This window comes from Streptomyces rhizoryzae (assembly GCF_023155275.1).
Classification (GTDB): Bacteria; Actinomycetota; Actinomycetes; order Streptomycetales; family Streptomycetaceae; genus Streptomyces; species Streptomyces rhizoryzae.
In genome coordinates this window covers 244966-266631 of sequence record NZ_JALMUV010000003.1, presented here as the reverse complement: position 1 = coordinate 266631, position 21666 = coordinate 244966, and the positions used below count along the sequence as shown (strand labels likewise).

The window sequence follows — 21666 nt, the reverse complement described above, 5'->3', positions numbered from 1 at the left end:
GCCGGGTGAAGTCCCGTGGCTATCCGCCCTCCTGATCGTCACCATGGGCACCGGAAAGGTGAAAAATCTCATCACCGTGCGGCCGGGCCGGGCACCCTTTCCACCCGGCGGCGCATCCGACGGGAGTGGCAGGTCTCACAGCCTGAGCTGGGCGTCCCGCCCCTGACCGAGGGAATCGGCCCCGGACCGCGGGAATCGGCCATGACCCTACCCAACCGGCCGGCCAACCCCGCCTTCCCGCCCACCCCCGTTCTCCTCCCGCTCCACGACGGGCAGTTGTCCACCGGCCGAATGCCGGGGAAACAGCGGATGGCCGCCGACTTCTCCTTCCGCTGCTTCCGGCGGCCGCGCGGTCCGCAATCCACCGGGAATGCCCCGCACGCGTAGGTGCGGTCCCCGCGGCCTCGGCGCGATGAGAGGATGCGCGGAACGGGTGCCGCCGGGGCACCCCCGGAATCTGGAGGCGACGAGGTACATGACCACACTGCCGGTAACGCAGGCACTGATCCTCGCAGGCGGTCAGGCGACCCGTATGCGCCCCTATACGGACGGCGCGCCCAAAGCGATGGTCCCGGTGGCAGGAACCCCGATCATCGGCCACCAGATCGCATGGCTTTCCGGACATGGGGTCACCTCCGTGACCGTCAGCGTCGGCTACCGGCATGAGATGATCGCCGAATATCTCGGTGACGGATCGCGTTTCGGCATGGAGATCCGCTATGCCGTCGAGGACGAACCGCTCGGCCGCGGTGGCGGCCTGAAATACGCCGCCCGCCTTCTCGCCGATCCCGGCGAAGCCTTCTTCGTCCTCAACGGCGATGTCATCACCAATTTCTCCCTCGCCGACCTCGCCGAATACCACGAGCGGCGAAACGGAGCGGTCACGGTGGCGCTCTCCCCGTACCGCTCGAATTGGGGCGTCGCCGACCTGGACGACGGCGACTGCATTCGGGGCTTCACCCAGTCCCCGGAACTCCCTTACTGGATCAACGCGGGCGTCTATGTCTTCCGTCCGGACGTCGTGCCCCTGCTGCCGGACAAGGGCGACCACGAGGACAGCACTTTCCCCCAACTCGCCCGCGAGGGCGGCCTGATCGGATACCGGCTGTCCGGCTACTGGCGGGGCATCGACACCGTCAAGGACGTCATGGAAGCCTCCAAGGAATTCCAGGACTCCGGCCGGACCCTGCCCGACCAGTTCCGCGCGGCGCCCTCCGCCGCCCACTGATCACCGGCTCCGCAAGCCCGGCCCTCCGCGGCCCCTGCCCGGGCAGGGGCCGCGGACGCGTCACCGGTCGAGGTCGGCGCTGACGGTGGTGTCCGGGACGCAGATGATCCCGTCGAACGCCTCCAGGGCGGGGACCTCGATGAACGCGGTGTCCAGCCGGGTGCGGGCCGGTTCCGGCAGGCCGTGCCGGCGGGCGTGGGCGCGCAACGCCCGTGCGCCCACCAGGGCCGGCGCGTCCGGTACGCCCGCGAACAGCCCCTCGACGCTGTCCGGCGCGGCCTCCGGGGTGGCGGCGCGGCCCCAGCGCATCCCGAGCGGGTGGTCCGGGTCCGGTACGTTCTCCACCGTCTCGCCGCCGTTGCCGGTCAGGGCGATCGGTACGTAGTCCGTGCCCAGGGCCCTGGCGAGCAGGTTGCCCATCGTCGTGACCGCCAGGGGGCCGTCGGCCTGGTTGGCCGAGCGCTGGATGTGGGCGTTGTGGCCGACCAGGACGACGCGGGTACCGGAGCCGGACCGCTGGAGGAACTCCAGCAGGGTGTCCGCCAGATAGCGTTCCCGCCCGGCGAACTGGAGGCTGTCGGGGGCGCCCGCGAGCGCCTCGGCCATGGCGCGCTGGGCCCGGTCGGTGGTGGCTGCCGCGCGCACGTCCGACAGCGCGGTCTCGTAGGCCGCCCGGCCGCTGCGCTCGGTGTAGACCTCGCGCAGGTCCGTGAACCGGGCCAGCAGCCGGGCGAGCGCCGTGGTGAGCCGGTCCTGAACGGCCGGGTCCAGGCCGAGCCGGGCGTAGGCGGGCACCATGACCGTGCCGCCGGCGATCGGCCCGGCGACCTCCCGGGCGGTGTCCACGAACCGCAACGCCGCGGGGTCCACCGTGGCCAAGTAGGCGGCGACCGGCTCCAGTACGGGCGCGAGCGAGCCGCCCGCCATGGGGATGTCGCACCCCACGAACCGCACCGGCCGGGCGGCGGCGCCGTTGTGGCGCCGCAGCCACCGCAGGGTGTCCCGGCACTCGGCGGGCTGCCCCAGTCCTCCGGCCCTCGTCCCCGGGCCCGCGCCCTCGTCCGCGCCGCCGGTACCGTCGGCCCCGGTCCCGCTCCCGCCGTGCCGCGGGGCGAGCAGGTCGTCGATGTCACCGGGGCCGCCCTGGACCCAGGCGTCCACCGCGCGGCCTTCGGCGGCCCCGTACTCCATGGCGTAGACGGTGAAACCCAGTTCCTGGACGAGGAAGCGCAGGATACGGTGGCGCAGCAGGCCGAACTCGCGGATCTGGTGGGAGCTTTCGCCGAGGGCGACGACGCGGGCGCCGCCGACGAGGTCGCGCAGCGGCTCCAGGTCGGTGAGCGGTGCCTGGGGGTCCGCTCCGGTGCCGAGCCCGGCCAGCCGGGAGGCATGGCGGGTGACCCACTGGGTGAGGGCGGCGGGGGCGGCCGGCAGGGCCGGTTCGGCCGAGGGAAGCAACTCGCGCAGATCGCTCACCTGCCGCGGTGCGCGCGGTGCATCAGCGGTGTGGTGGTGGGTGTGGTGGTGGTTCTGGTCGTTCATGAAGGTGCTCCGAGGTGTGTGGCGTCATCATCGTCGGAGCCGGGCAGCGTTGAGTACCGCACCGGCGGGAACCGGAGTGCGGCGAAGCTGTCGGAATGCTGGTCGCAGCCTGCCGCTAGGCGGCGTTGCGGGGCTTGCGGAACCAGCTCTGGCCAGTGCAGAAGAACATGCCGGTGACACTAGCAAGAGCGGCTCCGGCACGCATCGGGGTTTTCCGGCAACGGCCCGGGGAGCGGTCCCGCGCCGCGCTCCCGGGGCCGGATCGCCCGCCCGGTCAGTTCTGGTTGACCGGCCACACCGCGGCCGGGTCGCAGTGCGCGGGGCACGCCAGCAGGTACACCTCGTTGCTGAGGAACAGCCCGTAGGTGTCCGCGCCGATGCTGTACGGCTGCTCCGGCTGGCCGGGGTGGACGGCGAATTCCATGCCTTCCGGCACCTGGCAGAGGTACACCAGGTCCGTACCGCACGCGCACTGGTAGTACTCGGGCTCCTGCGCCCAGGACGGCGCACCGCCCACCTTGAACCGCTGGGCCCCCAGCCCGTTCTCGCCGGGGGTGTCCGCGAAGGGCCTCAAGGTCAGCGGCAGGGCGCGCACCGAGGGTTCGGGCTCCGCCGTCGGCAGGGTCGCGCGGCGCTGGAGCAGCACGCGCCAGAACGGGGCCGGGTAGGGCGGCTGCGGCGCGTCCCAGTACCGGGGCACCAGGCGGCCGTCGGCCGTCATCTGCGCGTCGGTGGCGTCGTTGTGCGCACGGCAGTGGAAGACCAGCAGGTGGGCGCCGCCGAACGGGCCCAGGTCCGGCGGCAGGTCGAGTTGGAAGAACAGCGCCAGGCGCTCACCGCAGAAGCACTCCGGCCAGGGCTGCCCCTCGTCGAGGAAGGGCCAGCCGCCCACCGAGTTCCGCGCGGGCCCCGCCAGCGGCTCCGTTCCGACGTCCATCTCGTACGCAGGCAGCATCCGCCCGCACCTCCCCGCGTCCGTTCGCCTGTCGCCCACCCTAAGTCCGGCCGCTCACCGACACCCCAGGGGGCTCCCCGGCCGCTCCCCTCCCCCACCGCGATGCGGCCGTGCAGCCGGGCGGCCCGCGCCGCCGTGGGCCGCCCGCCGGCGAACGCGACGTCCGACAGCCGCTGGATACGCCACCCGCAGCGGGCCAGCCTGGCGGCATGGCCGACTCTCCCGAAGTGCTCCTGGACCATTACGTACGCGCCGGGGCCGCGTTCGAGCGCCGGCTGCGGGCGGTACGGCCCGAGCAGTGGACCCGGCCCACGCCCTGCACGGAGTGGAACGTGCGGGACCTGGTCAACCACATGACCCGCGGCAACCTGAGCTACGTCGCCCTGCGGGACCGCGACGCCCTGGGTACCGACCCGGTCGGCGCGTACGTCCGCTCCGTACGGGAGTGCGCCACCGCGTTCGCCGCGCCGGGCGCCTCCCCGGAGTTCACTCGGGGTCGCGGGCCAGGGGGTTGCGGAGCGGGCGGCTGCGGCACAGGGCCAGTACGCAGCCGGCGGCGAACAGGAAGGCGGCTTCGGAGAGGCCGAGGAGGGAGGCGGCCCGGTGGATCGGCCAGGCCCAGGGCTGGGCGGAACCGCCCGGCCGGCGGCCCGCGGCGGCGCAGACCAGCGGGAGGCCGGCGACGCAGATCATGGCGATGCCGGGGCCGAGCAGTGTGCGGACGAGGAGGGCGCAGCCGAGGGACCCCACGCAGTTGCGGGCCAGCACCACCGCCTCGGGCCGCTCCCCGAAGAGGTGGAGGGCGGCCGCCGGCACGGCGGCAAGGGCGGCGAACCCCAGGCACAGTGCCGCGGTGCGGCGTCCGGCATGGCGCAGGGCGACGCCCTCGGCGAAGGCATCGCCGCGGTCGATGCCGTGGAGGAGCAGTGCGACGGGGAGGACTGCGAGGAGGTGGGTGATCAGGAGCCCGCCGGACCCGCCGACGAGCGCCGGGACCGGGAGGGTTTCCTGCCCTGCCACCAGGGCCATGCCGTACACCGCGAGGGTCACCACGGCCACCGTGGGAACGTTTCTGGCCTTGAGCCACCAGATCACCGTGCGGCCTCCTGTCCGCGGGGCGCGGGGGGCGGCGCGGGACGGGTGGTGCAGTCGGTCAAGGCTCGCCGGTTCTGGGTGAACCAGGCCAGCTGGTCGCTGCGCGCGGCCCGCCGGACCCGGTCGGCGACCGCGGCCGCCTCGGGCCCGTAGTGGCTCTCGGCCTCCTGGGGGTCGGCGCCCGCGGTCAGGGCGAGCCAGACCGCCATCGCTGCGTAGGGGGCCGTGGCGGGGGGCTGCCGGTTGTCGGCGCAGGCCGGCGGTCCGGTCGGCAGCAGCGCGGCGCCGACCGCGGCGCGCACCCCGTAGGGGGTGAGGTGCTTGCCGGAGCCGAGGACCGCGGATCCGCGGCCGGGGCGCTCGGCCATGGTCAGTTCGGCCGGGACGGGGAGGCCGGCCTGGTGGAGGCGGTGCTGTGCGTCGGCGGCGTGCTCCCGGACCATCGCGGGCCGTTCGGCCTCCGGCCACAGGCACACCCTCGGCGCCTCGCCCGCGCACACCAACGCGTCGGTGGGCCGGGCGGTGACCGGGTCGGCAGGCAGTCCGTAGGCGAGCCCGCCGCTGCCGGCCAGGCCGGCTGCCACCGCCGTGCAGACCAGGCAGGTGCGGACGCGGCGGGTCAGGGCGGTCAGGGCCACCGCGGCGGCCGTGATCACTCCGAGTGTCAGGACGAAGGCGCTGGCGGCCGCGCGCCAGCCCGGTGTCTGGCTCAGCGAGCAGCAGGAGCTCATCCCGCCGTCCACCATGTGGCGCATCCACAACGGCTCCATCGCCGCCGGGTACGCGGCCACCACGAAGCTGATGACCAGGGCCAGCGGAGCGCTGAGCACCCGCGGCAGCCGCCGGCCGAGCAGGAACCCGGCCAGGGAGTGGGCCGCCAGCACGCCCAGCCAGACCGGGACCATGCCCAGCGGAGGCGTCCCGGCACCGGGGAGACCTGCGGAGAGGGCCACGGCCAACGCAACCGCCATGCCGAGCGCGCCCAGGGCGAGGACCGGCACCAGGAGGGGGAGCGCGACGCCGAGGCCGGAGCGGGCGGGGGCCCGGTGCGCCACCCCACCGCGGGTGCAGCGGGCGCCTTCCCAGGCACCGGCGGTGGCGCAGGCGGGAGCGGTGAAGTGCAGGGCGGAACTGGCTGATCCCATGGCGCTGGGCCAGTAGCCCGGCACGGTCTGGGCGGTGATCTCGTCGGAGAGCAGCAGGACGACGAAGGCGACCAGGAAGGGGGCGAGCCAGGTCGCGGCGGACGTACGCAGCACGGTGCGCCACGGCATCGGCTCATGCCTCCTTGCCGATGAGTCGGGTATAGGCGGCTTCCGCACGCCGGCCTGCGGGCGCGTCCGGGCCGGCCAGGCGCAGGAAGTCCTCGGTGGCCCCGTGGAAGCGGACCCGTCCCTGGTCGAGGAGGACCACGTGGTCGTAGGCCGTGTCGAGGTCTTCGGTCTGGTGGGTGGAGATGACGAGCCGGACGTCGGTCACCAGTTGGGCGGCCAGGTCGCGGAAGACGTGGCGCTGCGAGGGGTCGAGTCCTGCGGTGGGTTCGTCGAGCAGGACGATCTCGCTGCGGTGGACGAGCGTTCCGGCGATTCCCATCCGCCGCAGCTGCCCGCCGGAGAGCTGGTGGCTCTTGCGCTCGGCGAGGCCGCCCAGCTCGACGCGCGCGAGGGCGTCCTTGGCCGCGGCCCAGGCATCGGTGCGGTTCATTCCCTTCAACCAGCCTGTGTAGGCGACGTTTTCGCGCACGGTGAGGCCGGGCATCGGCTTGGCGTGTTGCGGGAGCCATCCCACCGCCTTCCGGTACGCCGCCCGGGTCTTCGCCCGGGCGGGGTCGATACCGCGCCAGGTGACCGATCCCTGAGCCGGGAGGATCCATGAGGCGGCGATACCCAGGAGGGTGGATTTTCCGGCGCCGTTCGGTCCGAGCAGCACGGTGGCCCGGTGGTCGACGGTGAGGTCCAGCCGGTCGAGAACGGGCGCCTGCCGTCCGTATCGGTAGGTGCATTGGGTGAATTGCAGTGACATGCCATCCTTGCTTCCCCAGGCGGCCGGGGTACGGCCGGGAGCAGGATGACGCTCTCCCCCGCCGATGCCCTCGTCCGATGCCATCGTTGCCTTGTCAGCTCATCGTGCCGGACCGCCTCCCGCCCCGGCTGTTCCCGGCCACCCGGCTCCTCGCGGGTGCCGGCGAGGGTGGCGGCGTTGCGGCGGCGGGTGCGCGACGACGGCCGGGGCGGCGCGGACCCGGTGGCCGGCAGCGGACCGGCCGACCGGGTGGCGGTGCCGGATGGCAGACTGTGCCTGTTCGGCCCGCCGGGCGGACCGGCCCTGGTGGCTGTGGAGTTCCCGTGCGAGCCGATCGCTTTTGCCGCGTAGTGCCGGCCAGGACAGCGTGCTGCTGCGGGACGGGCTGCCCTGCCTGCGGGCGTGCCCCCGCCCGGCGCCCGGGCAGCCGGGGAACGGCCGGCCTGTGATCTTCGCCGGACAACTGCGGTCCGCGGCCCGGCAGATGGTTGACTACGCCTCATGGACACCGAGAGGGGAACGGACCGGGACGCGGGCGCGGAGCCGGCCGTGGGCCCGGGCCCGGCGCGGGCGTTCCCGGCCCGCGCGGACGGGGGCACATGCGGTACCGGTCAGGGGGCCGGTGGCGGACCGCGCGTCCGGCCCGCGGACCCTCCCCCGGCCCCGGCGGCCGCCGCGGCACCCCCGTTCGACCCCGAACTGGCCGCGGTACTGGCGGCGTTGGGGCCCGCGGCGCGGGAGCCGCTCACCCCGGCGAACCTCGCGGACCGGCAGCGGCGGGACCGCACCGCCCGGCCCCGGCCGACACTCGGGGAGCTGCGGTCCGACGGCCTCTTCGAGGTGGCGGAGTTGCGCGTCGCGGTGGCGCCGGGCGGGCGCGAGGTGACGCTCGTGAGCGCCCGGCCCGCCGGCGCGGCCGGGCCGCTGCCGGTGCTGTACTACCTCCACGGCGGCGGCATGGTCATGGGCAATGCCTGGTCGGTGCTGCCGCGCGTACTGCGCGAGTGGGCGCTCCCGCTGGGCCTGGCCGTCGTCTCGGTCGACTACCCTCTGGCGCCGCGGGCGCGGTACCCCGTTCCGCTGGAGGACTGCTACGCCGGGCTGGTCTGGCTGGCCGAGCAGGCGAGCGGACTGGGCCTGGACCCGGACCGCGTCCTGATCGGCGGGAAGAGCGCCGGCGGCGGGCTCGCCGCCGCGCTCGCGCTGCTCACCCGCGACCGGGGCGGGCCCGTGCCGATCGGGCAGCTGCTCGTGTGCCCGATGCTCGACGACCGCAACGCCACCTCCTCGGGTCGCCAGATGGCCGGCCTGGACACCTGGGACCGGGATTCCAACGCCACGGCCTGGCAGGCGCTGCTCGGTGAGCGCCGCGGTGCGCCGGACCTGCCGCCCTACGCGGCCCCCGCCCGCGCCACCGATCTGTCCCGCCTCCCCCCGGCCTACCTCGACGTCGGGTCGGCCGAGACGTTCCGGGACGAGACCGTGGCCTACGCCAACGCGCTCTGGCAGGCCGGCGGCCAGGCCGAACTGCACGTGTGGCCGGGGGGCTTCCACGGATTCGACACCCTCGCGCCCCGGGCAGCGCTCAGCCGGGACGCCCGCGAGGCCCGAACCCGCTGGCTCCGGCGGCTGCTGGCCCGCCCGGGCGCGCCCGGCGGACCTGCCTGCTGAGCCCGGGGGCCGAATGGTGGGGTCGCCGTTGGCCGCCTGGCGCCGGGCGGCGGTGCTCGCGGCGCTGATGCTGGCCGCCTTCACCTTCAACACCGCGGAGAACCTCCCGGTCGGCCTGCTGGATCTCATCGCCAGGGGGTTGGGCGTCTCGCTGTCCGCGGTGGGGCTCCTGGTCACCGGCTACGGTGTGGCGGTCGCCGTGGCGTCGCTGCCGTTGGCGCACGCCACGCGGGCCGTGCCGCGGCGCCACGTCCTGTCGGGGCTGCTGGCCGCGCTGGTCGCCTCCAGTCTGGTCGCGGCCCTGTCCACGTCCTACGGGCCGCTGCTCGCCGCGCGGCTGCTGACCGCGCTCGCCCAGGCACTGTTCTGGGCGGTGGTGGGGCCGGTGGCGGTGGGGCTGTTCCGGCCCGAGGTCCGCGGCCGGGTGATCGGGGCGCTGTCGGTCGCCGGTTCCCTCGCCCTCGTGCTGGGGGTACCCGCCGGGACCTGGCTGGGCCGCCGGTGCGACTGGCAGGTGCCGGTCGCCCTGCCGGCAGCGCTCGGGCTGGTCTGCCTGGCGACGATCGGCGCCCTGCTGCCGACCTCGCGCCCGGAGGAAGGCCACGCCGCCTACGGAACCGCCCCGGACGTCCGCCGGTTCGTGACGGTCCTGGCGGCCGGGGTCCTCTCGGCCACCGGGGCGTTCGCGGCGTACACCTACCTGGTGGCGTTCCTGGTGGAGGTGGGCGGGTTCTCCCGGGCAGCCGTCGGGCCGCTGTTCGTGGTGTTCGGGGTCGCGTGCCTGGCGGGGGTGGGCCTCACCGGCGCGCTCCTGGACCGCTTCCCGCACGCCGCGCTGACCACGGCCGTCGCCACCCAGGCGGTGGGCCTGCTCGGCCTGTACGGGGCCGGTGACCGCCCGGTCGCCGCGGTGGGGTTCCTGGTGCTGGTGGGGGGTGCGCTCGGGCCGGTGTTCATGGCCGCCCAGCACGCGATGCTGCGGTGCGCACCGGGCCGCGCGGACCTCGCGCTGGCGGCCAACTCCGGTGCCTACAACGCCGGTATCGCGGCGGGCGCCGCGCTCGGCGGACTGGTCCTGCCGCTCGCCGGTGTACGGGCCGCCTTCCTCGCCGGCGGACTGCTGTCGGCCGCGGCCTGTGCGGTGCTGACCGGCGCGCGGCTGCGGCCCGCCACGGTCCGCGCCCGCCGTCGCCAAGGGCCGTGACCCGCGCCCGGCCCTCCCCCGGGCTCCCCCGCGCCCGGCCCGGCACACCGACGCCGGGACCGCCCTTGCGGAAAACCACACCGCAACCGGGCGGCGAACCGCATACTCCCGCCCCCGCCTCCCCGCCTGGCGTGCCGCGTATGATCACTGTGCCGGCCGCCGCGCCGCTTCTCACCACCGCCGCCGCCGAGCCCGCCGGCGGCATCGCCGGGTGGACCGTCGACGTCATGGATGCCCTGGGTGCCGCCGGTGCCGGGCTGACCAACCTCGTCGACACGGTCCTGCCGTTCATCCCCAGTGAGGTCGTCCTCCCGGTCGCCGGATTCGCGGCCGGGCAGGGCCGCCTGAGCCTGGTGGCCGTCATCGTCTGGACCACCGTCGGCTCGGTCGTCGGCTCCTGGATCGTGTATGCCGCGGGCGCCCTCCTGGGCCGCGACCGCACCCGTGCGCTCGCCGCCCGCATCCCGCTCGTCCGCCCGCACGAGATCGACCGGGCCGAGGCGTGGTTCGAACGGCGGGGCCGCGCCGCCGTGTTGCTGGCCCGCATGGTTCCGGTGGTGCGCAGCCTGATCTCCGTCCCGGCCGGTATCCAGCGCATGCCGCCGGCGGCCTTCACCGCGCTGACCGCCACCGGCAGCCTGGTGTGGAACACCGCGTTCGTCCTGCTGGGATACTGGCTGGGCGACAACTGGCAGCTGGTGGAGGAGTACGGGGGGATGGTGTCCAAGGCGGTGGTCGCGGTGGCGGTCCTGGCCGTCGTCCGCTGGTTCGTGGTGCGGCTGCGCCGCCGCCCGGGCGCCAGGCACCGCGCATGAGGCCGGTGCGTACGGCGGCGGGCCTGGTGCTCGGCACCCTGTCGGTGTACGCCGCGCTCGCCGCCCTGGCCGCCTGGGGCGTGGCGCGCTGGAGCCGGCCGGTGGTCGCGGTGGCCGCGCTGGAACAACGGCGGGTGGCCCTCCTGCTCGGCGGGGACGCCGCGTACCCGACGGGCGGTTGAGCGTGGAGAGCCCACCGGGCGGGCCCACCCGGGTGGTTGCGGAGCTGCCGTGCGCGTGATGCTCGCCGAGGACTCGGCACTGCTGCGCGAGTGACTGGTGCACCTGCTGGCCGACGAGGGGCACGAGGTGGCCGCCGCGGTCGGTGACGCGGACGCGCTCCTGGCCGCGGTCGCCGCCGGCCCGCCGGACGTCGCCGTCATCGACGTCCGCATGCCGCCGACCCACACCGACGAAGGGCTGCGGGCCGCCCTGCGGCTGCGGGCCGCGCATCCCCGGGTCGGCGTGCTGGTCCTCTCCCAGTACGTCGAGCCCCGGTACGCCACCGAGCTGCTCACCGCGGACACCCGCGGCCTGGGGTGCCTGCTCAAGGACCGGGTCGCCAGGGTGGAGGAGTTCCTCACCGCGCTGGAACGGGTGGGCGGCGGTGACACGGTGTTCGACCCGGAGGTCGTGCGCCGTATGCTCACCCGCTCGCGCCACACCGACGAACTCGCCCTGCTGACCGACCGCGAACGCGCCGTCCTGGCCCTCATGGCGCAGGGGCACACCAACACCGCCATCGCACAGCAGCTCTTCGTCTCCCGGAGCGCGGTGGAGAAGTACGCCAACGCGGTGTTCGACAAGCTCCGGCTCCCCCGGGACAGCGGCACCAACCGCCGGGTCCTGGCGGTGCTGCGCTTCCTGGGAAGCTGACGCCGGGGCCCAGGACGGCGCTCAGGCCACGCCCGGCGGTACCCGCGTGGCCTGGTGGTAGTACATCCGCCAGGCCCCGACCCCGTCCGCCCGGCGCCACAGCGAACTGTGCCGCGTCCGGCGGTCGCCGAGCCGCGTCTCGAACGTCAGGTGCACCAGCCCCGGCGCGAGCCGCACGCCCGCCATCCGGGAGGGCTCGTAGCGGGGCCCGTCGGCCGAACTCCCCGCCTGGCCGGGCAGCTCCGCGAGCACCGCTGCGTACGTCCACCGCCGCCCCGAACCGCCGACCTCCACGAATTCCGGGTCGAGCAGCCGCCCCGCGCGCTCCCGGGAGGAGCGGACCCGTGGGTCCATGAGCTGCAACTCGGCCTCGATCGCCTGCTTCACCTCGTCCGCCTCGTCCACCTCATCCGATGCACTGTCCATGCCCATATCGTCAGCGCATTCCCCCGCCCCGCCGCAAGCGGATTCGCCGGCCCGGCAGGCGCGGCCCCGTCACGTGGCGCGCACCTCGATGAGTGCGGCCAGTCCGTCCAGGATGCGGTGCAGGCCGAACTCCCATGCCTGGTCCTGCCCCCCGGAGGCGGCCGCCGACGCCAGGGCCCCGCTCAGCGCGGGGAAGCGCTCCCCGTGCTCCCGCAGCAACTCCCCCAGGATCGCGCCCAGTTGCTCCTCGGCAGGGCCCTTTCCGCCTGCGGCACGGGCCTGCTGGGTGATGCCGCGCACATGACTGACCAGCAGCACCGCCGCGTCCATCCGTTCGGCACCGCTGAGCCCCGTACCGTCCAGGGCGGACACGGCGCGCTCCAGCCAGGAGAGTTCCGCCGGACCCATCACCCGCGGCCCGACGGTCACCTCCAGCACCCAGGGATGCCGGCCGAAGACCTCGGCCAGCCCGCGGGCCCACTCCGCCAGCTGCTCGCGCCAGCCGCCGCGCCACCCCCGCTCCGCCGGGTACGGGCCGATCGCGGCGTCCACCATCAGCGCGACCAGCTCGGCCTTGCCCGGCACGTAGCGGTACAGCGCCATCTTGGTCACGCCCAGGTGCGCGGCGACCCGCTGCATGGACACCTCGGCCAGTCCTTCCGCGTCGGCGAGCGCGATCCCGGCCCGCGCGATGCGCTCCAGGTCGAGTGTCGGCTTGGGCCCCCGCGCCGGTTTGGCCGGCGGCCCCCACAACAGCCGTACCACGCCCGTCCGTTCGCCGCCGCGCACCGCGCCTCCCGCCCTGCCGTCGTCCTGCCCGCTACCGCATCGCGCGCCGCCCCGGCGCTTCTCGGCACCCCTTGCCCAACCAACTGTATCTACGGTACACACTTAACATCAGCGTCCGCCGGACACAGTTTCGCGACACGACTGCGCTCAGGGCACGACTCCTCCTCGGACCCGGCTCCCCCTCGGACCCGGCTTTCCTCGGACCCGACCTCCGGAACGAACGCCACGAACTCCACGAAAGGCACGCACCCCATGAACGGAACCGTCCTGATCTCCGGGGCGAGCATCGCGGGCCCGGCGCTGGCCTACTGGCTCGGCCGGTACGGCTTCCGGCCCACCGTCGTCGAACGGGCCCCAGCCCTGCGCGAGGGCGGCCAGGCAGTCGACTTCCGCGGCGCCACGCACCGCACCGTGCTGGAACGGATGGGCCTGCTCCCCGAGCTGCGCCGGATCCAGACCGGCGGCAGCCCGATACGCTTCGTCGACGAACACGGCCGGACCCTGCTGCACCTGCCCGCCGAGTTCGCCGGCGGCGAGCTCGAAGTTCTCCGCGGCGACCTGGCCCGCGTGCTCCACGAGCACAGCCTCCCCCGCACCGAGTACCTCTTCGGCGACTCGGTCAGCCGCCTCACCGAGACATCCACCGGCGTCCGGGCCGACTTCCACAGCGGCCTCACCCGCGACTTCGACCTGGTCATCGGCGCGGACGGCCTGCACTCCCACGTCCGCCGCCTCGTCTTCGGCCCGGAGGAGGACTACGTCAGCCACCTGGGCCACTACGCCGCCACCTGGCAGCTGCCCAACGACCTGGGGGTGGCGAACGGCTCGGTCGGCTACAACACGCCGGGCCGGCTGGCCGCGGTCGGCGCCGGGCCCGGGAACCCGGACCGGGCACAGGCGTTCTTCGTCTTCGCCGCGCCCCGGCTCCGCTACGACCGGCACGACCCGGACCAGCAGAAACGCCTGATCACCGACGCGTTCTCCGACCTCGGCTGGCAGGTGCCGCACCTGCTCGCCACCCTGCGCCAGGCACCCGAGCTGTACTTCGACTCGATCAGCCGGGCCGACGTGGCCACCTGGTCCAGGGGCCGGGTCTGCCTCGTCGGCGACGCCGCCTGCGGGGCCACCCTCGGCGGCATGGGCACCGGAACGGCGATGGTCGCCGCGTACGTCCTGGCCGGCGAACTGGCCCGCGCCCAGGGCGACCACCGGGCGGCCTTCACCCGCTACGAGAACCGGCTCCGCGGGTACGCCCAGGGCTGCCAGTCAGGCGGCGGCCGCACCGGCAGGTTCCTCGCCCCCCGCACCGCCGCCGGCATCCGCTTCCGCAACGCCCTGCTCTCCCGCCCCCTGTTCCTGAACGGGATGCTCAGACTGGGCGAGCGGGTCAGCAGCACCGTGGACCTGCCGGACTACCCCGCCCCCGCACCGCCGCCCCAGGGGAAGCGGTCCGAAGTCAGGCATCCGCACCGTCCGCACCGGTAGCCACGAGGCCAGGGAGCGCCTCACCGGTCTCCAGAAGTGCCTTGAGAGGGGAGACGGGTGCGGGCCCGCGGGGCGGTTCACTCCTCCGGACGGCCGACTGCTCGGCGTCGAGGACGGGGTGGGTGAGGCCCAGGAAGCCTTCGGCACAGGCTTGCCGGATCGGTTCGCTGTCCGCCGCGGCGTCCAGGGTGACGGACGCGAGCGGCAGCCGCGCTGGAACCCGGACTCGGTCAGCACCCCGCTCAGCAGATCGACGACCGCACCGATCGCACTCGCCGCGTCCGGCGCCTCGGCGAGGGCCTGCCCCAACGTCTCGCACAGACGACTGCCCGTCAATTTCGGTGCTTCGGCGGCGAGTTGCTCCTTGCCCCCGGGAAGTGGAAGTACAGCGAGCCCTTGAGGGCCCCGCTGGCGGTGACCACCTGGTTGAGGCCGGTGGCGTGATAACCCTGCGCATGGAAGAGCTCGGCGGCGGACTCCAGCATCCGCCGCCGGCTGTCGGTTCGACGAGCCATGCCCGTCACGCCAACCCCACTATGACGACCGGTCTAGTTATTCCAACCCTGCCCGGTGCCACCCCCGCCCGGCCCCGGTGCCGACATCGGGACTACGGTGCCATCGTCCACATCTCCTCCATCGCCGCGGTGCAGTCCTCGGTGTGGCGGACGCGGAAGACGGACATCTGAAGCCCGCTGCGGAGGGTGCGGCCGCAGCGTTCGAGGACCAGGCCGCCCAGCATGCCCCAGTTCGTGAGGTGGGGTTCGCCGCCCAGGCCGAGATATGCCCGGTCGTCTTCCGTCAGATCGGCCGGCTCGATGCCGAGCGCTCCCAGGATCGCTTCCGGGTCGCCTTCGACGTGCCAGGGACTCTCGTACGCGGGGAAGCCGGAGGCGAACAGCGTCTGCCCCTCGGGCAGGCAGATCACGTCTTCGGTGTGCGTCTCACCGAAGTCCGGCGCGGCGGAGCCCACGATCAGGGCGCGCGGATGGCGCGCGTGGAGCGCCGTGACCTCGTCGAGCACCGGCGTCATCCCGGCGTCGTAGGCCGCCAGGGCAGGATCGGATATCCAGGTCACCGGGCCCCAGCAGCCGACCGCGATCAGGTCCAGGTCGGCCCGTACGTCCACGGTGAGCGTCTCGGACGCCGGCCGGAGCGGCAGCTCCTCCAGCACCGCGTCGAGGGTGGAGAACGCTTCGGCGAACTCCCGTGCCCGCGCGGGGTCGTGGGGCGGCAGCGGGGTGATGCTGCCGCGCGACGGCGGGTCGATGAGGGTGATCTGGTACTCGTCGGAGTCCGAACCGCGGACGGGCCGGTCGGGCGGACAGTTCCAGAAGGAGATCTCGGTCATGGCGGGCACCGTAGCGGCACCCGCTGACAGCCAAGGAGCGGCGGACGCGCCCCGCCCGCGTCAGGCGGGCCGGGGCCGCTCGCCCAGCGGTGCGCGGGGCCGGTCACGTGCCTTGCGCAGGTGGGGGGTTGAACCTGCCCGACGTCGCGGCTGTCCCTCGGTGAGCCGGGTCCGGCGCGCGGTGGCCCTCGCCGCTCTCGTCGACCGCCTGCCGCGGGGCGTGCCCCAGGCCCGGTCAGGGGGCGGACACGGCGGGGCCGTGGTGGCGGGGGTGCCGGTGGCCGGTTCCGTTCAGGATCCCGGCGGCGTGTTCCGCGACGGTGCGCACGATCTCGGCGGCCGGGGCCGTCGTATGTGTCACCAGACCCGCTGCCTGGCCCGCGTAGAGGGCCATCGCCTCCAGGTCGCCGACCGCGTCCCGGGTCGGGATCATGTCGTCGTAGCGGAGGTGCTTCCGGCCGTCGGCGGTGGTGGCCACCACGTCGCCCTCTCCGGGGCGGTGCGGATGCGGCGGCCGGCCCGCGCGTTCCCAGGCGGTGACGGTGGAGTTGCGCAGGGCGCGGTGCGGAGCGTCGGGCCAGCCGCCGTCGAAGCAGCCGGTGCAGGTCGTCCCGTCCGCCGTCGCGCGCCGGACGGCCGTGCGGTACGCCTGGTGGGTGTTGGCCTCCCGCGCGGTCAGGAAGCGGGTACCGAGCCAGCCGGCCTGGGCGCCCAGGGCCAGTGCGGCGGCCAGGCCGCGCCCGTCCGCGATGCCGCCGGCCGCGAGCACGGGCACCGGGTGCACCGCGTCGGCCACCGCGGGCACCAGCGCCATCGTGGTGGTCCGTCCCCGCACGTGGCCGCCGGCCTCCCAGCCCTGCGCGACCACCGCGTCCACGCCCGCGCCGGCCGCCCGGCGGGCCTCCTCGACGCTGCCGACGGTGTGCACGTGCCGGGCCCCCGCGGCGTGCACCCGCGCGGTGACGGCGGCCGGGTCGCCCCAGAACGTGGAGACGATCGGCACGCCTTCGTCCAGGCACACCGCCAGGAGGTCCTGGACCGGGAAGTCCAGGACGAGGTTGACCCCGAAGGGCCGGCGGGTGAGCCGCCGGGTGCCGCGGATGCGGTGTCTGGCCTCGGCCGGCGTGACCCAGGTCAGCGCGAGCGTGCCGAGGCCCCCGGACTCGCTCACCGCCGCCGCCAGTTCCGGAGTCGTGGCCGATCCGATGGGTGCCTGGACGATCGGGGCGGAGAGCCCCCATGCCTGGCACAGCGGCGTGGTCAGGGCGGTGTCCACGGCAACCCCTTCCTTTCGATTTCCGGAGCGCGCGGCGGTGGTAGCGTGTCGCAATCCGAAGCACCGAGAGCGGGAGGGGGGCGCTTCGCGATGACAACTGCTGTGCCGGGGCAGCCGGTTGGCGGTTGCACCACCGGCCGTCCGGTGAGGGCCGCGCTCGATCTGTTCGGCCGGCGGTGGAGTCTGCGGCTCCTGTGGGAGCTGCGGGCGGACCCGCTGGGGTTCCGTCCGTTGCAGAAGCGGTGCGACGGGATGTCCTCCAGCGTGCTGCGCCAGCGCCTGACCGAGCTGCTGGCCGCCCGGGTGGTCCGGCAGCTCCCGGACGCCCGGTACACCCTCACCCCGCTGGGACAGGAGGCGTGCCAGGCACTGCACCCGCTCGTCCGCTGGGCCGACCGCTGGGCGGTGGAGATCGGCTCCCGGACGGAGGCCGAGCAGGCGAGCAGCCGGGCGGAGGGCCCGATCGACGGCCGGTCAGGCGACCGGGCAGGCGACCGGGGAGGCCGGCGGTCATGACGCTCACCGCTCGGGAATGGCACCTGGTGGCCCGGCCCGCGGGGATGCCCTCCCCGGCGAATTTCCGGCTGGTGGAACGGGAGTTGGGCGAGCCCGCCGAGGGCGAGGTGCTGGTGCGCAACCGCTTCGTCTCGGTCGATCCGTACATGCGGGTGCTCATGGGCACCCCCCTGCCCGACGTGCCCGTCTACCCGTTGCACCGGCCCATGACGGGCGGGGCGGTCGGTGAGGTGGTGCGGTCGCGGGCCGACGGGCTGGTCCGCGGCGATCTGGTGCTCAGCGACCTCGGCTGGCGCACGGCCGCGGTCGCTCCGGCCCGCTGCTTCACCCGGCCGGAGCGGGTGGCGGGGGTGCCGGACTCGGCGTTCCTCGGGGTGCTGGGGATGACGGGCCTCAGCGCCTACGTGGGGCTGACGGAGATCGCCGCGGTGCGCGAGGGCGACACCGTGTTCGTGTCCGGCGCGGCCGGTGCGGTGGGGAGTCTGGCCGGTCAGCTCGCCCGGCTGCTCGGCGCGGGGGCGGTGATCGGCAGCGCCGGGTCCCCGGACAAGGTGCGCCACCTCACCGGGGACCTCGGGTACACCGCCGCGTTCGACTACCGGAGCGGCAGGGTGCACGAGCTGCTGGGACGGGCCGCGCCGGACGGTATCGACGTGCATTTCGACAACGTGGGCGGCGACCATCTGGAGGCCGCCATCGCGGCGCTCAGGCCGGGTGGCCGGGCGGCGCTGTGCGGGGCGATCTCCGGCTACCACCACGGCGAACCGCCGCCCGGGCCGCGCAACATGATCGAGGTGATCAAGAAGCGGCTCACCCTCCGCGGCTTCGAGGTCGGCGACCACACCGACCGCTACCCGGCCTTCGCCCGCGCCATGGCCTCCTGGCTGGCGGACGGGAGCATCGTGTTCCGGGAGACCGTCCAGGACGGTATCGATCAGGCGGTGGACGCCTTCCTGGGCCTCCTGGCGGGCCGGAACACCGGCAAGGCGGTGGTGCGCGTCTGAGCGCCGGCGGTGCGGGAGCGGCCGTCGCCGCACCGGACCGCCGGCGCACCGCCGCCGTCTTCGCTCCGTGCCCGCCCTCACCGGGGGTGGCGGGCCCCGGAGGGGACGGCAGCCATCCGCCAGATGCGGATTTCGCGTACCAGCCCGGGAATCTCCCGGATCAGCAGGGCGAGCGCCGCGCCGGCGATGAGCACCACCTGCGCGGTCACTACGCGTCGGGCCGTCAGCTGTGCCATGTGTCGCTCCTCATCCCGGCGGAATGTTCGGCATGATCTTCATGATCGCGTTGTGCTTCTTCCAGTGGATGCCCGTCGAACGGCGCGCGTCGGCGGTGCCGTCCTTGTGGTGTCCGGCCTGGTGCCCGTGGGGGCCCTTGTTGCCTTGGTGGAGGCCGCGGACGTGGGTGGGCGTATCCGGTTTCACGTCCGGTTTGCCGGTTCGGATGGTGCTCATGGTGTGCTCCTTGCGGTCGTGAGGTCGGCGAAGAACCCCTCGATGGCGGGCCATACCCGTGCCCCGCCGGACAGTCCCCGCCACTCCTGTCTCACCAGGGCGACCAGGCGCAAGCAGTCGTCGATCGGCACGATCCAGTGGTGGCGCAGCGCCCGGGCGGTGTTGACCAGCAGTGCCTCGACGTCGGGTGCCACCGTCGTCAGCCGGGGGCACGCAGTGGCGACCCGCTGCCACGCGGCGGCGTCCACTTCCCATTGTGCCGGGCCGGCCGGGCTCGGGTAGTGGGCGACGACCGTGCCGTCGGTACGGGGGACGAAGAAGGCCAGGCCGACGGGGACGCCCAGCGGTTCGGTGTCGAGCGGGGGGAGCCGGATCCGGCGCTGCGGGATCAGCCGGTAGTGGCCCTCGCTCGCCGCACCGCGGACGAACAGCAGTGAGCAGGGGCGGCAGGCGCACAGCACCTCGTCCCGCTCGCCGTCGTACAGGTGGCGGTGGTCGTCGGGGACGTCGGCCGCGCACAGGTCGCACCGCTCCCCGGCCGCCGCGCGGTCACCGGCGGCCGCGCGGATGAGCCGGGCCAGCGGGCTGCCGGCGGTCATGGTGCCCCCTGGGGCTGGGTGGGCCGGCGGGTCACGGTGTCCAGGGGGACGAAGGCGGCGGCGGGCCGGCCGGTGGCGGGCTCCGGCTCCACGGCGTCGAGTTCCGGGGCCACCGCGAGGACCGTCTCGCGGACCGCGTCCAGGACGCCGTCGGTCCCCGAGCCGCACCCCTTGGCCGTCAGCCGGACCCGGGCCACGGTCCCGTCGATACCGGCCAGCTCCAGGTCGGCACCGCGTTCGCGCAGCTGCGCGGCCAGCCGCCGTACGGCGCGGTCCACGCGGGCCGCCACCGGCTCCGGGTGCAGGCCGTGCAGCACCATCAGGTGGCCGAGGAGATCGTCGTCCGCGAACGCGCCCGCCGCGGCGGGGTCGGCGTGGTCCAGGACGCGGGCCAGCGCTTCGCCGTAGACCTCGGTCAGCGCCCGCACCGCCGCCAGCGCGTCCTGGGCGGTCGGTCCGGGCACCGCCTCCAGGCGCTCCAGCAGCTCGTTGATCCGGGTGAGCCGGCCGCCCACCGCGGTGTCGTCGAGCCGGGCCGGGTCAGCCATGGCCGGCCCCGTAGATCGGCGAGTGGACGGTGGTCCGGGTGGTGCCCTTGCCGAGGTACATGTGGACGCCGCAGGGCAGGCACGGGTCGAAGCTGCGGACGGTCCGCATGATGTCGACGCCCTTGAAGTCGTCGGGGCCGTTCTCCTCGAAGATCGGCTGGCCCTGTACGGCGTCCTCGTAGGGGCCGGGGTTGCCGTAGCTGTCGCGGGGGCTGGCGTTCCAGGGGGTGGGCGGGTAGGGGTGGTAGTTGGCGATCTTCTTGTCCTTGATCACCAGGTGGTGCGAGAGGACGCCGCGGACGGCTTCGTGGAAGCCGCAGCCGATCGCCTCGTCGGGTACCTCGAAGTTCTCGAAGACCTTGAGTTCACCGGCCCGGACCAGGGCCATCGCCTTCTCCACGAACTCCAGGGCCATCGCGGCGGCGTAGGCGACGAAGTAGGGGCGGGCGCGGTCGCGTTCGATGGTGTTGCTCCACTGCGGGATCTTCCACTCCAGCGTGGTCTCGGGCAGCTGCTCGCTCCTGGGCAGCGTGATGCGGACGCTGTGCCCGGTGGCCTTGACGTACGGCGTGTCGACCAGGCCGTTGAGGGCCGTGGACCACAGGCGGGCCAGCGGGCCGCCGCCGGTGTCCAGGGCCAGGTGCTGGTCGGTCTCCTTGTGGTACCAGCGGGGGCTCATCACCCAGCTGTACTTGCCGTCGAACTCGCGCTTCTGCGGGACCGGGACGGTGGTCTGGTTCCACGGGTGGCGCATGTCGACGGGGTTGCCGAGCGGGTCGTGGGTGACGAACGGATCCTCGTTGACCCAGTCCTCGTAGTAGGAGCTGCCCAGCAGGATCCGCATGCCGAGGTTGATGTCCACGAGGTTGTTGGTGACGAGCTTGCCGTCGACGATGATGCCCGGGGTGACGAACATCGCCTTGCCCCATTCGTTCATCGTCGCGTAGCGGTAGTCGCAGACCTCGGGGTCCTGGAACGCGCCCCAGCAGCCGAGCAGGATGCGGCGGCGTCCCACCTGCTCGTAGCCGGGCAGCGCCTCGTAGAAGAAGTCGAAGACGTCGTCGTTCATGGCGACGGACTTCTTGATGAAGTCCAGGACGTTCATCAGCCGGGAGAGGTAGTCGGTGAAGGTGGAGGGCGTCGCGACCGTGCCGACGCCGCCGGGGTACATCGTCGACGGGTGGACGTGGCGCCCCTCCATCTTGCAGAACATCTCGCGGGTGATGCGGCTGGCCTTGAGCGCTTCCTTGTACATGGCGCCCTCGAACGGGTTGAACGACCGCATGATGTCGGCGATCGTCCGGTAGCCGTGGATGTCGCCGCGGGGGGCCGGGGTGCGCTCGGCCCGGGCCAGCACGCCCGGGTTGGTGGCCTTGACCATCGCCTCGCAGAAGTCGACGAACACCATGTTGTCCTGGAAGATGGTGTGGTCGAACATGTACTCGGCCGCTTCGCCGAGGTTGACGATGTGGTCGGCGAGCATGGGGGGCTTGATGCCGTAGGCCATCTGCTGGGCGTAGTTGGAGCAGGTGGTGTGGTTGTCGCCGCAGATCCCGCAGATGCGCGAGGTGATGAAGCCGGCGTCCCGGGGGTCCTTGCCCTTCATGAACACCGAGTAGCCGCGGAACAGCGACGAGGTGCTGTGGCACTCGACCACTTCACGGTTGGCGAAGTCGATCTTGGTGTAGATGCCCAGGTTGCCGATGATCCGGGTGATCGGGTCCCAGGACATCTCCACGATCTGCGCAGGGTTGCGCTCGGTGGCCCCGGCCCGGTCCTCGGTCTGTGTCATGTCCGTTCCTGTCCTTGTCCGC

The 21666-nt window shown here is 73.9% G+C and carries 25 protein-coding genes and 1 pseudogene; 11 read left to right on the top strand and 15 right to left on the bottom strand.

Annotated elements, in window-relative coordinates; all coding sequences use genetic code 11:
- Positions 1 to 201 precede the first annotated feature (201 nt).
- Both MUU72_RS04680 and MUU72_RS04675 read left to right on the top strand, forming a co-directional pair.
- On the top strand, positions 202 to 387 hold the full coding sequence (locus tag MUU72_RS04680; protein WP_248011809.1) for a hypothetical protein: 186 nt from the start codon (positions 202 to 204) through the stop codon (positions 385 to 387).
- Positions 388 to 475: 88 nt separating this feature from the next.
- Complete coding sequence (locus MUU72_RS04675; RefSeq protein WP_248011808.1) at positions 476 to 1228, top strand: nucleotidyltransferase family protein; 753 nt, start codon at positions 476 to 478, stop codon at positions 1226 to 1228.
- Between the two features lie 60 nt (positions 1229 to 1288).
- On the opposite strand, the gene MUU72_RS04670 is transcribed toward MUU72_RS04675, so the two are convergent.
- Both MUU72_RS04670 and MUU72_RS04665 read right to left on the bottom strand, forming a co-directional pair.
- Positions 1289 to 2770, bottom strand: a complete 1482-nt coding sequence (locus MUU72_RS04670) for an erythromycin esterase family protein (RefSeq protein ID WP_248011807.1) — start codon at positions 2768 to 2770, stop codon at positions 1289 to 1291.
- Positions 2771 to 3044: 274 nt separating this feature from the next.
- Positions 3045 to 3725, bottom strand: coding sequence for a YwqG family protein (locus MUU72_RS04665; RefSeq protein WP_248011806.1), 681 nt, complete (start codon positions 3723 to 3725; stop codon positions 3045 to 3047).
- A 209-nt stretch (positions 3726 to 3934) separates the two neighbouring features.
- Here MUU72_RS04665 and MUU72_RS35570 point away from each other — a divergent pair.
- Positions 3935 to 4183 (top strand): annotated as a pseudogene (locus MUU72_RS35570) (maleylpyruvate isomerase family mycothiol-dependent enzyme); the annotation flags it as partial.
- A 28-nt stretch (positions 4184 to 4211) separates the two neighbouring features.
- On the opposite strand, the gene MUU72_RS35565 reads toward MUU72_RS35570, so the two are convergent.
- Genes MUU72_RS35565 through MUU72_RS04645 form a run of 3 tightly spaced genes read right to left on the bottom strand, consistent with a single transcriptional unit; the run spans position 4212 to position 6842 of the window.
- On the bottom strand, positions 4212 to 4820 hold the full coding sequence (locus tag MUU72_RS35565; protein WP_248011805.1) for a hypothetical protein: 609 nt from the start codon (positions 4818 to 4820) through the stop codon (positions 4212 to 4214).
- Entirely contained in the window at positions 4817 to 6094 is a 1278-nt protein-coding gene (locus tag MUU72_RS04650; RefSeq protein WP_248011804.1) for a DUF7224 domain-containing protein, read from the bottom strand. Before MUU72_RS04650 ends, MUU72_RS35565 begins: the two co-directional genes overlap by 4 nt.
- A 4-nt stretch (positions 6095 to 6098) precedes the next feature.
- Positions 6099 to 6842 carry an ABC transporter ATP-binding protein gene (locus MUU72_RS04645; RefSeq protein ID WP_248011803.1) on the bottom strand — a complete coding sequence of 248 codons (744 nt, stop codon included), beginning with the start codon at positions 6840 to 6842 and terminating at the stop codon, positions 6099 to 6101.
- A 501-nt stretch (positions 6843 to 7343) separates the two neighbouring features.
- On the opposite strand from MUU72_RS04645, the gene MUU72_RS04635 reads away from it, so the two are divergent.
- The 5 genes from MUU72_RS04635 to MUU72_RS04615 all read left to right on the top strand — a co-directional run bounded on the left by MUU72_RS04635 (position 7344) and on the right by MUU72_RS04615 (position 11408).
- Positions 7344 to 8513, top strand: a complete 1170-nt coding sequence (locus tag MUU72_RS04635) for an alpha/beta hydrolase (RefSeq protein WP_248011802.1) — start codon at positions 7344 to 7346, stop codon at positions 8511 to 8513.
- Between the two features lie 67 nt (positions 8514 to 8580).
- A complete protein-coding gene (locus MUU72_RS04630) occupies positions 8581 to 9717 on the top strand; it encodes an MFS transporter (RefSeq protein WP_248011866.1) in 1137 nt (378 codons plus the stop codon).
- Between the two features lie 140 nt (positions 9718 to 9857).
- Positions 9858 to 10532 (top strand): DedA family protein, encoded by a 675-nt coding sequence (locus MUU72_RS04625; RefSeq protein ID WP_248011801.1) that lies wholly within the window; start codon positions 9858 to 9860, stop codon positions 10530 to 10532.
- The gene (locus MUU72_RS04620) at positions 10529 to 10714 is read left to right on the top strand and encodes a hypothetical protein (RefSeq protein WP_248011800.1); all 186 of its coding nucleotides are present in this window, start codon (positions 10529 to 10531) and stop codon (positions 10712 to 10714) included. Before MUU72_RS04625 ends, MUU72_RS04620 begins: the two co-directional genes overlap by 4 nt.
- A 94-nt stretch (positions 10715 to 10808) precedes the next feature.
- Complete coding sequence (locus MUU72_RS04615) at positions 10809 to 11408, top strand: response regulator transcription factor (protein ID WP_248011865.1); 600 nt, start codon at positions 10809 to 10811, stop codon at positions 11406 to 11408.
- A 21-nt stretch (positions 11409 to 11429) separates the two neighbouring features.
- Here the strand turns inward: MUU72_RS04615 and MUU72_RS04610 are convergent, their stop codons facing one another.
- Positions 11430 to 11834 carry a nuclear transport factor 2 family protein gene (locus MUU72_RS04610; RefSeq protein WP_248011799.1) on the bottom strand — a complete coding sequence of 135 codons (405 nt, stop codon included), beginning with the start codon at positions 11832 to 11834 and terminating at the stop codon, positions 11430 to 11432.
- A gap of 69 nt (positions 11835 to 11903) precedes the next feature.
- Positions 11904 to 12623 (bottom strand): TetR/AcrR family transcriptional regulator, encoded by a 720-nt coding sequence (locus MUU72_RS04605; RefSeq protein ID WP_248011798.1) that lies wholly within the window; start codon positions 12621 to 12623, stop codon positions 11904 to 11906.
- 252 nt (positions 12624 to 12875) lie between these two features.
- Here MUU72_RS04605 and MUU72_RS04600 point away from each other — a divergent pair, with 252 nt between their 5' ends.
- Positions 12876 to 14108: an FAD-dependent monooxygenase gene (locus MUU72_RS04600; RefSeq protein ID WP_248011797.1), complete on the top strand. Its 1233-nt coding sequence runs from the start codon at positions 12876 to 12878 to the stop codon at positions 14106 to 14108.
- Between the two features lie 332 nt (positions 14109 to 14440).
- On the opposite strand, the gene MUU72_RS04595 is transcribed toward MUU72_RS04600, so the two are convergent.
- The 3 genes from MUU72_RS04595 to MUU72_RS04585 all read right to left on the bottom strand — a co-directional run bounded on the left by MUU72_RS04595 (position 14441) and on the right by MUU72_RS04585 (position 16732).
- On the bottom strand, positions 14441 to 14623 hold the full coding sequence (locus MUU72_RS04595) for a TetR family transcriptional regulator (RefSeq protein ID WP_282503622.1): 183 nt from the start codon (positions 14621 to 14623) through the stop codon (positions 14441 to 14443).
- A gap of 92 nt (positions 14624 to 14715) precedes the next feature.
- A complete protein-coding gene (locus tag MUU72_RS04590) occupies positions 14716 to 15456 on the bottom strand; it encodes a DUF6333 family protein (protein WP_248011796.1) in 741 nt (246 codons plus the stop codon).
- A gap of 235 nt (positions 15457 to 15691) precedes the next feature.
- On the bottom strand, positions 15692 to 16732 hold the full coding sequence (locus MUU72_RS04585; RefSeq protein WP_248011795.1) for an NAD(P)H-dependent flavin oxidoreductase: 1041 nt from the start codon (positions 16730 to 16732) through the stop codon (positions 15692 to 15694).
- Positions 16733 to 16876: 144 nt separating this feature from the next.
- Here MUU72_RS04585 and MUU72_RS04580 point away from each other — a divergent pair, with 144 nt between their 5' ends.
- Both MUU72_RS04580 and MUU72_RS04575 read left to right on the top strand, forming a co-directional pair.
- Entirely contained in the window at positions 16877 to 17248 is a 372-nt protein-coding gene (locus tag MUU72_RS04580; RefSeq protein ID WP_372502980.1) for a winged helix-turn-helix transcriptional regulator, read from the top strand.
- Complete coding sequence (locus tag MUU72_RS04575) at positions 17245 to 18252, top strand: NADP-dependent oxidoreductase (protein ID WP_248011793.1); 1008 nt, start codon at positions 17245 to 17247, stop codon at positions 18250 to 18252. The genes MUU72_RS04580 and MUU72_RS04575 overlap by 4 nt, the downstream gene beginning before the upstream one ends.
- A gap of 77 nt (positions 18253 to 18329) precedes the next feature.
- On the opposite strand, the gene MUU72_RS04570 is transcribed toward MUU72_RS04575, so the two are convergent.
- Genes MUU72_RS04570 through MUU72_RS04550 form a run of 5 tightly spaced genes read right to left on the bottom strand, consistent with a single transcriptional unit; the run spans position 18330 to position 21644 of the window.
- Positions 18330 to 18488 (bottom strand): hypothetical protein, encoded by a 159-nt coding sequence (locus MUU72_RS04570; RefSeq protein WP_248011792.1) that lies wholly within the window; start codon positions 18486 to 18488, stop codon positions 18330 to 18332.
- A gap of 10 nt (positions 18489 to 18498) precedes the next feature.
- Positions 18499 to 18705 carry a hypothetical protein gene (locus tag MUU72_RS04565; protein WP_248011791.1) on the bottom strand — a complete coding sequence of 69 codons (207 nt, stop codon included), beginning with the start codon at positions 18703 to 18705 and terminating at the stop codon, positions 18499 to 18501.
- A complete protein-coding gene (locus tag MUU72_RS04560; protein ID WP_248011790.1) occupies positions 18702 to 19304 on the bottom strand; it encodes a DUF5947 family protein in 603 nt (200 codons plus the stop codon). The genes MUU72_RS04565 and MUU72_RS04560 overlap by 4 nt, the downstream gene beginning before the upstream one ends.
- Entirely contained in the window at positions 19301 to 19852 is a 552-nt protein-coding gene (locus MUU72_RS04555; protein ID WP_248011789.1) for a NifU-related iron-sulfur-binding protein, read from the bottom strand. The genes MUU72_RS04560 and MUU72_RS04555 overlap by 4 nt, the downstream gene beginning before the upstream one ends.
- Positions 19845 to 21644 (bottom strand): nickel-dependent hydrogenase large subunit, encoded by a 1800-nt coding sequence (locus tag MUU72_RS04550; RefSeq protein WP_248011788.1) that lies wholly within the window; start codon positions 21642 to 21644, stop codon positions 19845 to 19847. Before MUU72_RS04550 ends, MUU72_RS04555 begins: the two co-directional genes overlap by 8 nt.
- Positions 21645 to 21666: the final 22 nt, after the last annotated feature.